General features: G+C 35.0%; 7 protein-coding genes. All 7 read right to left on the reverse strand.

The genetic code is table 11. From position 1 onward, the window contains the following. Positions 1-3 precede the first annotated feature (3 nt). Positions 4-573 (reverse strand): hypothetical protein, encoded by a 570-nt coding sequence (locus ACEN2I_RS02450; protein ID WP_441764535.1) that lies wholly within the window; start codon positions 571-573, stop codon positions 4-6. Between the two features lie 7 nt (positions 574-580). Beyond that, a complete protein-coding gene (locus ACEN2I_RS02455) occupies positions 581-2,854 on the reverse strand; it encodes a GH92 family glycosyl hydrolase (protein ID WP_441764536.1) in 2,274 nt (757 codons plus the stop codon). 100 nt (positions 2,855-2,954) lie between these two features. Continuing rightward, on the reverse strand, positions 2,955-5,267 hold the full coding sequence (locus ACEN2I_RS02460) for a GH92 family glycosyl hydrolase (protein WP_441764537.1): 2,313 nt from the start codon (positions 5,265-5,267) through the stop codon (positions 2,955-2,957). Positions 5,268-5,460: 193 nt separating this feature from the next. Beyond that, positions 5,461-7,080 (reverse strand): RagB/SusD family nutrient uptake outer membrane protein, encoded by a 1,620-nt coding sequence (locus ACEN2I_RS02465; protein WP_441764538.1) that lies wholly within the window; start codon positions 7,078-7,080, stop codon positions 5,461-5,463. A gap of 19 nt (positions 7,081-7,099) precedes the next feature. Beyond that, positions 7,100-10,111 (reverse strand): SusC/RagA family TonB-linked outer membrane protein, encoded by a 3,012-nt coding sequence (locus ACEN2I_RS02470; protein WP_441764539.1) that lies wholly within the window; start codon positions 10,109-10,111, stop codon positions 7,100-7,102. Between the two features lie 318 nt (positions 10,112-10,429). Then, the gene (gene nagB / locus ACEN2I_RS02475) at positions 10,430-12,358 is read right to left on the reverse strand and encodes a glucosamine-6-phosphate deaminase (RefSeq protein WP_441764540.1); all 1,929 of its coding nucleotides are present in this window, start codon (positions 12,356-12,358) and stop codon (positions 10,430-10,432) included. 40 nt (positions 12,359-12,398) lie between these two features. After that, the gene (locus ACEN2I_RS02480) at positions 12,399-14,579 is read right to left on the reverse strand and encodes an alpha-N-acetylglucosaminidase (protein WP_441764541.1); all 2,181 of its coding nucleotides are present in this window, start codon (positions 14,577-14,579) and stop codon (positions 12,399-12,401) included. Positions 14,580-14,649 lie beyond the last annotated feature (70 nt).

The raw sequence follows: 14,649 nt of genomic DNA on the forward strand, positions 1-14,649 counted from the left end.
AATTTACTTATCAACTATTTTCACTAATGTCCAATTTATACCCAGAGGATTTTTAGTTATTTTACAGATTAAAGGGTATTCAGGATTTTTTACGATCCACATTTCGGTTTCATCAATCTGTGCGATTACATGTAAAGCCTCAACTGTTTTTCCTTCGATGACAATACTATTTTGATCTTTATTTTTATCTAAAACATAAATAGTATTGTTATAAATGAACTGATTCGTTTTTTCTAAATGCTGATATGCTGATTGGGAAATCATAAAAAAGGTTTCTGTTGGTTTTAAAACTATAACCTCCAAATCCTCTCCCTGATTATAGCTCAGTGCATTTCCTTTTTTCAAAGCTTCCTGCTGAATTTTGATAGTACTGTTTTTAACGCCTTTTGTATTCAAATTAAAAACCAGTCCATCATCAGTCATTTTCGTGGTCAGTGTTAAAGTTCTTGTTTGACCATGCAGCTTGCAGATATAATGCAACTCGGTATTGTTTTTAATGGTGGGAAAATAACTTTGTGCGGAAACCATTTGAAATATTGCACAAATAAGGACGGTTATGATTGTATTTTTCATCGGTTGCTTATTTTGTTGGTGGTAAAATAGTCGTTCCCCAGGCTGAAGGTTTTGAATCCATTTCAAGAATCAATTCTCCGCCTCTCACAATATCATCATGCAAAATCCAGGCTTTGTTATATGGTTTTCCATTTAATAATGCTGATTTGATGTATTGGTTTTGATCACTCATCTTTTTAGCGGTAATCTTAAAGCTTTTACCTTCTTCTAATTGTAAAGTTGTTTGTTTAATTAACGGTGTATTCAATAAATAATAAGGCTGACCGGCGTTAGGATACAATCCCATCATGTGAAAAGCGAGCCACGAAGACATAGCACCGGAATCATCATTACCCGGTAATCCTTCAGCTGAAGAATTAAAATTTTCTTTGATGATAGTCCTGATTCTGTCACTGCTTAAATACGGTTTTCCGATCCAATGATACATGGTTGGCGCCAGGAAAGAAGGTTCATTAGAAACATCATATAATTTAGTATCAAAAAAAGTATCCAGTCTGTTTTTGAAAGCCAAATCACCGCCCGATCTGCGAACAACTTCGGGGATATCATGCGGAATGCTTAACGAATATTCCCATGAAGTTCCTTCGTAGAAAAATACACACCAATGGCAAACGTACCAAGGAGATTCTGTAATTGTTGGCGTATATTTGTAAGTTGGTTTCTGAATTTTGGATTCCCCAAAAACAACATCATCCAGCCAATTTCCAGTAGCATCTTTTGGCATAATGAAACCTTTAGTACCCTTATTTTCATAATCTGAGCGCCATAAATTCTTCCAGCTGTCTGCTTGTTTGATGTATCGATTATAGATTTCTGTGCGATTTAATCCTTTTGCAACCGTAGCAATGTTATAATCATTGTAGGCATAATCAATCGTACGGTTTCCTGCACGGTCAATTCCGTATGGTACATAACCCAATCGAAGATATTCCTCTAATCCTCCCCTGCCTTCTCTTTCTTCGTTGCCTCCAGGCGGAACTTCTGCATCTTTAAGCATTGCTTTTAATGCCAGCTCATAATCAATTCCTTTTAAGTTTTTTACAAAAGCATCAGCAATAACTGTCTCTGCATTAGAACCACCTTGTGTACGACCGTTATCATTGCCGCTTCTGCCCTCAGGCAAATACCCTTCACGTTTATAAATATTCAACATTCCGTTAACAATTTCTACCTGTCGATTAGGGTCAATAAGGGTAATCAATGGACTCGAACTTCTAAAAGTATCCCAAATGCAATAGAAATCATCATAATAAGGCTCATCATTTGTCCATAAGGGATTCTCCCCAGTTCTGTTTACCGGCATGATCATCGTGTGATACAAACCTGTATAAAACATTTTTTTATATGCTACAGACGTATCATCGGAAACCTTAATGCGACTCAATAGCTGTTCCCATTTATTTTCTAAGGAAGACAAAACGGTATTAAAATTCCAGTGCGGAATTTCGACTTCGATATTATTTTTAGCTTTTAATTCACTTAAAAAAGAAATTCCAATTTTAATGTTTAATTCCTGTTTTCCATCTTTTCCAAAAGAAAGCAAAGCAGCTGTTTTTTTTCCTGAATCAAACTGAGCCGATTGATTGCTGTAAAATTTTCCATCTTTCCAGGTAACATATTTTGCAATAGGCTGGTCAAAAGTCGCCCAAAAGCAAACGGTATAAGCCCGGCCATTATTCCATCCACCTCTGATTCTACTGTATCCCCTAACTTCAGTATCTGAAACAATTTCGATTTGAGAACCTACAAACTGCTGCGCTTCCCTTCCTTCAGGTTCAGGAGACTCTCCCAGAAAAAATCCTGGGTCAATTTTTAATTCTTTAGTTGCATTTTTAGGATACGTAATTCTGTAAAATGAAACTTTTTCGGTTGTTGTGATTTCAGTTTTTATCTTATTTTCTTTGAAAACCGTTTCATAATAACCCAATTTTACGTTTTCTTCTGCTCTGTATGAAGTTTGGTCTAATTTGTCCAATGATCCTGAAAAAGGCATAATCTGAATGTTTCCATATTTAGGTCCGCCACCGGTGCCGCTTACATGAACCTGACTAAATCCGGTTACTTCTTTAGGCAATGGCAGCCAACCGCTATTTGGATTTACCGTACAATCCGGACTTGGTTTTACCATTCCGTAAGGACATGAAGGACCTATAAAAACACGTCCATCACCTTCAGATCCAATCATGGGGTCTACGTAATTATGAAGCTGATTTTGAGCATCAGCATTCATGCAGAATAATGATATTCCTAAAAAAATGATAGCTTTAGTGGATATTTTCATTGGTTATTTTATTTGATAGCCATTAATTATAATTAAATATCATACTGAAACGTTCGATACCGAGCCTTTGACTCCGCTCAGGATGACAATCATATCAATATTACTGTTTGGATTTATTCGACATTTCCAAAATTAATTTCCCTCCATTTGTGATATTTTCATGAGAGATACTAAAATTATCTATTAATGTATTGTTGTATTTTATACTATTGATATAAATATTTTCGGCACTATTATTATCCGCTTCAATGACAAAATTTTTGCCTTTATAATAATTTTGATTCAGTTGAATTGATACTTTAGTAAACAAAGGACTTCCTATCTGATATTGAGGATTTTCTTCTGTTCCTCCGTTCATTTGAAACAAACCAATTTTAAGTAATACATTCAGGCTTCCCATTAATCCCTGATCTTCATCGCCGTTGTAACCTGTAGCAGGAGATAATCCGCTAAAAGTTTCTTTTAACACATTTCTTGTCCAGTATTGCGTCAGATTTGGTTTTCTTAATAAATTAAAAATAAAAGATGTCTGAATCGAAGGCTGGTTCCCAAAATTGATAGGAATACGGCTAAACTCCGGGTGTAATTCGGCATCATGTGAAGTTCCCGAAGTAAATTTTAATTTTTGAGCCGTTTCAAACTGAGTATTCAATTTTTCAACCGCCTTTTCTTTTCCGCCCATTAAATCAGCCAGACCATCAATATCATGTGGCACAAACCAGGTTGACTGAGCGCCGTTCGATTCTATAAAACCATTTTCATATTGATAAGGGTCATAATTTTCACGCCATTTTCCTTGTACATCTTTTGGACGCATCCAGCCAGATGTTTTATCGAAAATGTTTTGATAATTTTTCGATCTTGTCATGAAATAATCATAATCTTCCTGATGGTCTAATTTCTTTGCTAATTGTGCCAGGGTCCAGTCCTGATACGCATACTCTAAAGTCTGGCTTGCACCATCCTGATGACTTCCAAAATCACCTTCGGGAAGTGGATACGGAACAAAGCCTCTATCGATATAATATTTCAATCCTCCACCAATGTTTGTATTATGCTCATATCCTGCTTTTCCCATAATACCATTTAGCATATGATTCTTTTTGAGTGCCAGATAAATAGCTTCCAAATCCTCTTTTACAATTCCTTTTTGAATGGCTGTAACAATAAATGGTGTGGTCGAAGCCCCTGTCATCACATAGGTATCATTCCCACCGGAAGGACCCCGCGGAATCATGCCTCCATCTTCATAATATTGCATTAAAGAATGTACAAACTCATCCATGATTTCAGGGTAAACAAGTCCCCAAAGCGTATTGATAGTCCATTGTGCTCCCCAAAAAGCATCAGAATTATAATGATTAAATTTTGGTTTTCCAGCTGCATTGAGTGGTAATTGCCCTATTCTGAATTTTTCTCCTGTGTTATCAGGATAGGCACCATTTGCATCACTAATTATTTTTCGTCCCTGTAAAGCATGCCAAAGATCAGTATAAAATCTTCTTTGATCCACATCAGTTCCGCCTTCTACTTTTATCCTGCTTAATAAGTTATTCCATTCTATTCTGGAATCAGTAACAACTTTATCAAAATCCCAATGTGGTAATTCGGCTTCAATATTAACAGCTGCATTTTCAACAGAAGTATACGAGATGCCTGCTTTCATTAATATTTTTTTATCCGATTTCCCAAAACTGACTAAATAATTGCCTGTAGTAACATTTCGTTCTATTGAAATGACAGGCTCATTAAATTTAATTTTAAAAAATACGGTCAATGGTTTTGGCCTTCTGAAATTCGTACTCAAAACTAATGAACCAGAAAGCTCGTAATCCGTATTTTTTTCTAATTTCCCATTTGTATTTTCGCAAGGTCCAAGGATTGTATTTAAATTAAAGAGAATTGCCTTTTGCGCATTAATTGGAAATGTGTATTGATGAAATCCCACTCTTTTTGTACTGGTGAGTTCTGCTTTTATCTGATACCTGTTGAGGAACAAAGAATGATAACCAGGAAATATTTTTTCAGATTCGTGACTAAATTCAGAATGAAAATCTGAAAAGATATTTTGGGTATTTTCCTTTGTAATCGCTACTGGCATAACAGAAAGCCCGGACATTTGCCATTCATGTATATGGCTAAAACCTTTTATAGTATCTGTGGTATATTTGTATCCGCCTCCCCAGTCACCATTGATTTCTGTATCCGGATTTAGATTTACCATACCAAATGGACGGCTTGCAGATGAAAAGAAAAACCAGCGTGAATTTTCGGTATCAAGCAAAGGATAAACCCTATCTACCACTTCTTTGTTTTTGAAAGCAGAATTTTTTTCGGCTTTACATGACACTAAAAAAATAAGAACTAAACTTAATCCAATGCGTCCGGTTTTATAAAATTTATTTAGGGTCATCTTATTCTATTGTATTGACACGTACATTAATATTTTTATGCTGAATTGGCAGTAATAGAAAAATCACACGATATTCAAAAAATAGAATGCGTAATTTTCAAATCATCCTAAAAACAAATTTTAAAAAAAGGAGAAGAATTTTGATCTTCTTCTCCTTTTGAGAATTAAAAAAATTGTTTTTGGTATTTACTTTTTAATTTGGATATCCGTCATTTTGAGTCAAAGCTGGATTTAAAACTCTTGCATTCGTTGGAATTGGGAAAACACGACGATAAGTATCTGAATTTGTTTTATAGCCCCATTGGCCTTCATATTTTCCAAAACGGATCATATCGTTTCTATGCCATGCCTCCTGAGCAAATTCACGGCTTCTTTCTTTGTATAGTTCTTCTAAGGTTACACTGCTCCATGCAGCAGAAGTTGTACGGTTAGAACGGATCATATTTACTAATGCTACAGGAGTTTGACCTAAAGTCTCACCTCCACCACGAAGAATAGCTTCGGCTTTCATTAAAATTACATCTGAATAACGTAAAAATGGAACATCATTATTTTGATTACGATTTGTAGATGTAGCGTCCGGATAGAATTTAATATTTCTATAACCCATGTTCCAGGCAATTTCATCATTTCCTAAATCAAATAAATCAGGATTTTGGCGAGGTATAATATCTGGTGTTAAATTTACCTGGTATGTATAAACCGCACCACCATCTGATCCTGTATAAAACTGATCGTATCCTTTTTTTGTTGTAGTGACCATCACAGGAGTAACCCCGTCATTCATGTATTGCAATCCTGTTAACCATTGTCTGTTACGGATATCATTAGGGTCATTAAAATTCGCATAAAACTCTGGGAGTGTACTTCTGGGAGCACTTGGCGTAAATTGCAGGCCGAACTTAGCTCTTTCAGAACGAGGAACATCATAACGTGAATGATACATTTGGCCGTTGAAACCAACCGTTACAGCAGAAGGATCATAAGGAACTGCAAAAATAAATTCCTTCATTTGCGGGCCATTATTTGGATAAAACATTTGAAGATAAGTTGCTCTTGGTTCAATATTATATAAACCAGAACCAATTACTTGATCACATGCTGCAATAGCATCATTATAGCGCTGTGTTCCTGTATAAACTTCTGCATTCAGGTACAATTTAGCAAGCAAAGCATTAGCTGTTTGCTTGTTAGGTCTTCCGTAAGTTGTGATTCCGGAGGCTGGATTCAAATTAGGAATAGCTTTTTTTAATTCTTTTTCAATAAAATTAAAAACGTCTTTTCTACTTGATTTGGCATGAGAACTAAAGTCTCCATACAGCGTATCTAATGGAACATCTCCATAACTATCCATTAACATAAAATAAGAGATTGCACGCATTGTTTTTACCTCAGAAATCAAAGTCGCTTTTTCAGCACCTTCGGGCATAGCCTGATTTAGAATTGAAATTGTTTGATTACTAATCCCTATTACTTTAGAAGACCAGTCCCAGAAACTTCCTATAATACCATTATCTGGTGTCCAGTCATGATAATGCATAGCAATATAATTTCTGTTGTCAAACCAGTTACCTCCTCTTGCAGGCAGAATTGCTTCATCCGTAGATAATGATTGGGACCACCACCACGAGAATGAAAATTCACCTCTAAAGGCTGAGTATACGGGACCTGTTGTCTGTATATATTGTGTTGAATTCTGAGGGAAAACTTCCGGTGTAAGTTGTGTTGTAATTGGCACATCAAGATCTTCACAAGACCAGAATAAACCAACCATAAGCACAGGAAGTCCTATGTATTTTAATATATTTTTCATAATTTTTAGAATTTAATTTTTAGAAGATCACGTTTAAGCCAAACATAAATGTTCTGGTTTTTGGATAGAAATTATTCGAATCTACACCTGGAGCTGTTCCTCCTTGTTCTACTTCCGGATCAATTCCTGAATACTTGGTAATAACAAACAAGTTATTTATTGTTTGATATACACGTACACTTTGAATAAATTTACTCACTTTACCAAAATTATAGCCCAAAGTCATATTATCTAATCTAATATAACTTCCATCTTCAATAAAACGAGATGAATATCTATATGCGTTAAGATCATTTGGTGATTCATCACTTGCATCCGCTAAGATATTAGTCGTCATTGCAGTACTAGGCCTGAATAAATCAGCACGAGTGGCATTGAAAATTTTATTGCCAAAAACTCCTCTGAAGAAAATACTCAAATCGAATTTCTTGTACTGAAAATTATTTCCCCATCCTAATAATACTTTAGGCTGTGCACTTCCGGCATAGTGATAATCAACTCCAATAGCAGGAGTTGTAGTTAAACTACCATCTTTGGCAACATATTGAGAAACACCTGCTGAATTTTTTCCTGCATATTTAAGCGTAAAGAACTGACCAAGAGGTTTTCCTTCTTTAAAAATTTGTAAAGTACTTCCAGTCTGTCCTCCTCCATCAGGCTGAACTCTACGGATAGAATCTCCACCAATAAAAAATGGATTTGTTAATTTAACAATCTCATTTTTATTGCTTGCCAGATTTAAATTAGTTGACCATGTAAAATTGGCTGTTTTAACCGGGGTAGCTCCTAAACTTACCTCAATACCTTTATTAGACATCGATCCTCCGTTTGCTACAATTGATCCGACAGGCACTAATACTGGATTTACAGCATAATTAAAAATCATATCGGTTGTTTTCTTGTTGTATAGATCAACAGAACCAGTGATTTTTCCATTAAACAGTCCAAAATCAATTCCAATATTTGCTGTAGCTGTTTTTTCCCATTTTAAATCTGGGTTAGCTGCCTGGTTAGGACCATATGCTCCAATTTGTTGTCCATTATAATAAAATGTTCCTAAACTTCCCGAAATAAACTGAGCTGTATAAGCATTAAACCCTGAAGAGTTTCCTGTAACTCCATAACTTCCACGAAATTTTAAGTCACTAAAGAGTTTTTGGTCCTGCATAAAACCTTCTTTATCAACCCGCCATGCTGCTCCAACAGAAGGGAAGTATCCCCAACGGTTATTTGCCCCAAAAACAGATCCGCCATCTCTTCTAATGGTTCCCTGTAAAAGGTATTTATCATGATAATTATAGTTTAAACGTGCAAACTCACCAATTAAACGGGTTTTTTGATACGCTCTGCTGTCTCCAAAATTAACAACATAACCATTAACTGACATATAATTACTTAAGGCCAGGTTATTGTATCCTACATTATCTACAGGGAAATTTGTTGCAGTAGCCTGAAATCCGTCTCCCAATGTATTTTCCTGCCAGGAATATCCTAAAACAGCTTTTATTTTATGATCTCCTAATGTTTTGTCCCAGGTTAAGAAACTCTCAATAATATTATTAGTGTTTTCATAATTGTTTCTCAATGCTGAACCGTTTACACCAAAATTGATTAATGTTTTTGTTTGCGGTGGATCTGGGTTATTGTAGAAATTAGCACTATTATATTTCGAATAGTAGCTATCATAAAACTCACCATGTGAAGTCGTCAGTTTTTGATGTGCAATGTTTAAATTATACGTAAATCCAAAAGGCAGTTTTACTTCCGCAGTAAGATTACCGACAAGATTATTTGTTTTTGTTTCGTCTGTTCCGTGTTCAATTAAGGCTACGGGATTAAAATATCCGGTACTTGTGAAATTTTCAAAAAAACTTCCATCATCATTTCTTACAGGAGAAACAGGAAGATAACTTGCTGCCTGTAAAAGTACAGTATTTCTTTGTGGTACATTCACATATTTACTATTGGAATTGGTTACATTAAGTCCAAATTTAACTTTATCATCAAAAGCAAATTGTTCTACCGATAAACGGGCTATAATACGTGAAAAATCACTTTTTAAAAGCACTCCTTCTTTATTAAGAGAAGTTAAACTTGCAGTATAGCTCCCATTCTTACCACCACCGCTCATCGATAAGTTGTGGCTGCTTGATTTTGCTCTTTCTGACCTTAAGATTTCTTTCTGCCAGTTTGTATTGGCTCCTTTGTCATTTTCAGGAGTAAAATTCAAATTATTTTTTGTAGTGAATGCTCTCAGCTGATTAGCGTCCATCATATCAAGCTGATTAGAAACTTCTTCCCAGCCAACGTAACCATTGTAAGCAATTTGAGTTCTGTCCTTGCTTCCTTTTTTTGTCGTTACCATAATAACTCCATTGGCGGCACGATTACCATAAATGGCAGTTGCAGCGGCGTCTTTTAAAACATCAATAGTGGCAATATCATCTGGAGAAATTACCGAAATATCAACTCCAGGAACACCATCGATAACATAAAATGGTCCCTGAGAACTGTTTAATGTAGAAACTCCACGTAAAACTACCGAAGCCGTTTTTGTAGGATCTCCACTTGATGAGATATTAAGACCTGATACTTTGCCCTGCAGCAATTGTCCAACATCACTTATTGCTCCTCTGTTTAATTCATCTGCTTTAAGAGAAGTGACAGATGTGGTTAAATTTTTACGGGATCCTTTTCCGTAACCTACGACTACAACTTGATCTAAAGCGTTAGTAGCAGAAGCCAATCTAATTGTCAAATTTGCTTTTGATCCGTCTAATTTAATAGTCTGATCAGTAAATCCAAGAAAAGATACAAGTAGTACTGCATTAGGATTTGAAACAGATAATCTAAATTTACCATCAAAATCTGTGACTACACTATTAGTAGTACCTTTTTCAATAATATTAGCCGCGGGAAGGGGTAAATTCTTGTCATCTAAAATGACACCTGAAACTTCTGTTTTTTGTGCCCATGAATTAATTGATAAACCTAAAAAAAAGGCTAACAATAAAAGTTTAAGTTTTTCCATATTCAGTTAATTAGTTAAAAGTTTAGTCGAAATTAGTATTAAAGAATTGTTAAGAAATGGACAGGTTATTCAGAAACATGGATAATTTTAAGATATCCAGTAAAATCAAGGCTTTACAAGTTTATTCATAAGCCAATAGTTATTAAAATTCTTACTAATAATATTTACTTAGTTGTTAAAATCATCAAAAATTAAACCTTCTTAAAGATAAAAGAATCTATTTAAAAAAAATGTGATGTCATAATTTGATTGAAGTTTAATAATATAAAAAAACCTTCAGTTGAAGCTGAAGGTTATTATTTTTTATCTGACTGAAAGTTAATATATCCATCTCACAAATGCTTCCATCGCTGCATAGTGAGACAATCCAAGCTGATGATATAAATCTGCAGTCTCTCTGTTTCTGTCTTCGGCGCGCTGCCAAAATTCTCTGCTGTCTGAGCCCTGAAAAACCACTCCGTCTTTTTGTGACTGGTGTTTAAAAATTGCTTTTCTTTTTTCTAATACCTGATCCGGTCCCATTGGCACTGCCATTTCAATTTCATCAATTCCCCATTCCTGCCATGCGCCTCTGTAAAGCCAAACCCAGCAGTTTGTCATAAAATCTTTATTCTTCAAACGTTTAACAGCTTCAAAAACAGCATCTAAACATACTTTATGAGTTCCATGAGGATCTGCCAAATCTCCTGCGGCATAAATTTGATGTGGCTTTATTTTCTCAATCAAATCCATTGTGATCTGGATATCTTTTTCTCCTAACGGTTTTTTCTCGATTGTACCGGTTTCGTAAAACGGAAGATCCATAAAATGAATCTGGCTATCCGGTAATCCCACAAAATAACAGGTTGATTGTGCTTCTCCTTTTCGAATTAAGCCTTTAATGTTCCTTACTTCAGGAATATCAATTTCACTGTTTTTTTTATTCTTAAGAAATCTCAATGATTCCTTATAAATAGTATCAGCTTCAATACTTTTAATGCCAAACTTATCATTGTAATCACATACAAAACTGGCAAATCGCAACGCTTCATCATCAGCGACAGCTATATTTCCCGAGGTTTGATACCCAATATGTACTTCATGTCCTTGTTCATGCAGGCGTTTGAAGGTTCCTCCCATACTTATGATATCATCATCAGGATGTGGACTAAAGATCAGAACACGTTTTTTTGCAGGTTCTGCTCTTTCCGGACGTTTACTGTCATCGGCATTTGGTTTTCCTCCCGGCCATCCTGTAATAGTATTTTGAAGTTTATTAAAAATCTTGATATTAATATCGTAAGCCGGACCTAAATCTGCAAGCAAATCACTCATTCCGTTTTCAATGTAATCTGCATCCGTCAACATCAATATTGGTTTTTTCAAATGCATCGCCAAACCTAAAACTGCTTTTCGGATAAGAGTATCTGTCCAATCTACTTTTTCAACCAGCCAGGGCGTATTGATCCGTGTTAATTTTGAAGCTGCAGCTTTGTCTAAAACAAAAGTGGTATTATGATGTTCCTGTAAAAAAGAGGCCGGAACCAAATTCGTTACTGAACCTTCTACGGAAGATTTTATAATATTTGATTTTCCTTCTCCCCACGCTAAAAGTATTACTCTTTTGGCTTCCATAATTTTTTTTACTCCTAAAGTAATAGCTGTTCTTGGTGTATTATTCAGACCTGAAAAATCATTACTTGCCGCTACACGTGTGATGTGATCTAAGGCTACTAAGCGGGTTTTTGAATTTTGAAGTGAACCTGACTCATTAAATCCAATATGTCCATTACCACCAATTCCTAACACCTGCAGGTCAAGACCTCCCAATTCTTCAATTTTAGTTTCGTAATTGCTGCAGTAATCTGCAATTGCTTCTTTTGATAAAGTTCCGTCAGGGATATTAATGTTCTCCTTTAAGATATCGATATGATTAAATAATAACTCGTTCATAAATCGTACATAACTATTTATGGAGTCCGGTTCCATTGGATAATATTCATCTAAATTGAAGGAAACTACATTTTTAAAACTCAATCCTTCTTCTTTATGAAGCCGAACTAATTCTGCATATAAACTTTTCGGGCTAGATCCGGTAGCCAGACCTAAGATGCACAACTGTTTTTGAGATTGCTTTTCTTTTATTAAATCCGCTATTTCATTGGCTACTGATTTCGAAGCTATTACTGAATTTTCATAAACTACAGTACCAATATTTTCAAATCTTTTTTCGAAACTTGTAGCTTTATCTATATCGCTCTTTAACATCGCTTTTATTTTTTCTGATTAATATTAAATGATAATTCTTCTAGTACATTTCTTTACTTTTACACCATTTTACTTCCCATTGTTTTATTGATTCTCTTTCTTTCAATTCGTCAAATGGTATGTTTTTGATTACTGATTCCCTTTGTGCCTGTAAAAACATTTTCCATCTTGGCCAGTAAAACTCTTTATACATGCCCTTCCAAGCTCTGGATGCATAATCGTTTAGATGACCTTCTCCACCCCAAAGTGTAATTAATGTTTTGGCATTCTTTAAATATAATTTTGATTCAGCATCAGAGTTTCCATAATCCCATGCAGATTTCAACCAGTAATTCAAGTTGTTTAAAGGCTGACCAGACATTATATTATCGATATCTAAAGCCTGTTTTTCTATTTTTTTGAATAATTCATCTCCTTTTTTTACATCTTTCGAGTAATATGCGGCAACACATTCCATCAGCATATCGTCAATACGAAGTGAATAATAGTGTCTGGAAATATCTATTAAGTCATAAAGATAAAGACTTTTTTTATCGAAATTTTTAGCTTCTCCTTTTAAAATATCCAATGCCTGTTTTAATTTTTCCTTATTTCCGGGATTTTCTTTAAATTCTATTATTTTTAGCGTTGGTCTTTTAAAAAGCAAATAGGCTCCCGCCCTACTATCCCACCAGCGAGTTTCCCAATATTTAACATTATATACGGATTCCGTCAACAATTGCCAGGCTTTATAAACAGGCGCAGAAGTTTTTTTGCCATATCTTGCCTTGAGATGTTTTGATAACCATTCATCAACTGATTCTTTTCCTTGTGTCCACGGAAGATCATAAATAAACTCGTAAACTACTGAGTTATTATTCAAACCTTCTGGCATTACGCCATAGCCAACAAGATTTCCTTTATTAGAATTTTGTAACAGGTTTGTAAGTTCATTTTTGTAGAAATTTAAATCTCCATAAACTGGATTAGATCCTCCATAATTATGTACATAACCATATGCCCATTGTTTTCCATAAAAAGCTTCCTGATTTTCCCATACCTTATATCTGTCGTTTGCATAATCCTGAATAATCAGCCTGTCATCTGGAACTTTGCTAAGAAAAGCTTTCGTTGCTTCTTTAGTCCAAAATTCTTTATTGTCCCCAAAAAGCCAGCCCTGCATAACCCAGGTAGCTCCCGGTGAAGCTTCATTAATAGTTTCGAATATTATTTTACCGTAATGTGATAGTTCTTCATATTTATGTTCTTCAGAAACCGGTGGAGTTATTTCATTAAAGGAATCGGCTAAATAAAATTCGGATTGTCCATAGAATTCGGTATACATTTTTATAAAACGTATTCCTATTTCCTTAAACAAGGGATCATTAGGATCTAATAAATATGTACTTTCAAAACCTCCTCCAGACCATGATTTTAATTCGCTGATTTTTGAATTTGGATGTTTCTCTGCAAATGCTTTCGGTACATAACCACTAAAAGCAGGGACTACAGGATGCATATCTAGTGATCTCATTTTTTGCAATACATTCTTCTGAATGTCTTGTTTTTTCTTTATCCATTGTTGTGGTAACGAACCTTCCAGACTATTAATATTGCCCATTCTTTGCCATGGTAAAAAAGCAGGTCCTGCAAAATGTTCCTGTAATTGACTATCTGTCAATCCGTATTCTTTCCACAATTGCTGCCAGACAGCCTCTTGTCCTTCCATTGCTGTAGGCAGATTAATTCCGTGAAATGCCATCCAGTCAATTTCCTGTTCCCAGCGTTTCCAGTCCCACCAGGGAGTTGTATAACCAAATGTACAGGCGTTTAAATATTTTCTGTACTTAAAAGGAGTGGCTATTTTTTTTGAATATTTTGGCCATGTCTTTGGTAAATCAATTCTGTTGCCTTCCCAGCTAATTGAAACTGCACCAATATCTTTAAGAAAAGTATAAGCAGCGTAACAAATTGAAGTATTTGATGTTGCGGTAATTTTTACTCTGTTTCCAATCGTTTCTACTTCAAACGAATCCGAGTTGTTTTGATCTGTACTACTGGCAATATGCAAGTCAAACTCTTTTGCACGATTGCCAATGAGTCTTTCTATTACGGCAAATGAACTTTTTGTATCCTTATCAATTTGAGAATACACATTTGGAGCAAACAAAAATAGCATCGCTAAAAACGGACTAACACTATTTATTAAGTAACTTTTAATTTTCAAACACTCACTTCTCATATAGACACATATTTATTAGATTAAAACTGACTTATTTGCTTAAAAAATAAGTACAAAAAAGAGGGAGACC

Source organism: Flavobacterium sp. W22_SRS_FK3, from assembly GCF_052113665.1.
In the GTDB taxonomy this organism is placed as follows: domain Bacteria; phylum Bacteroidota; class Bacteroidia; order Flavobacteriales; family Flavobacteriaceae; genus Flavobacterium.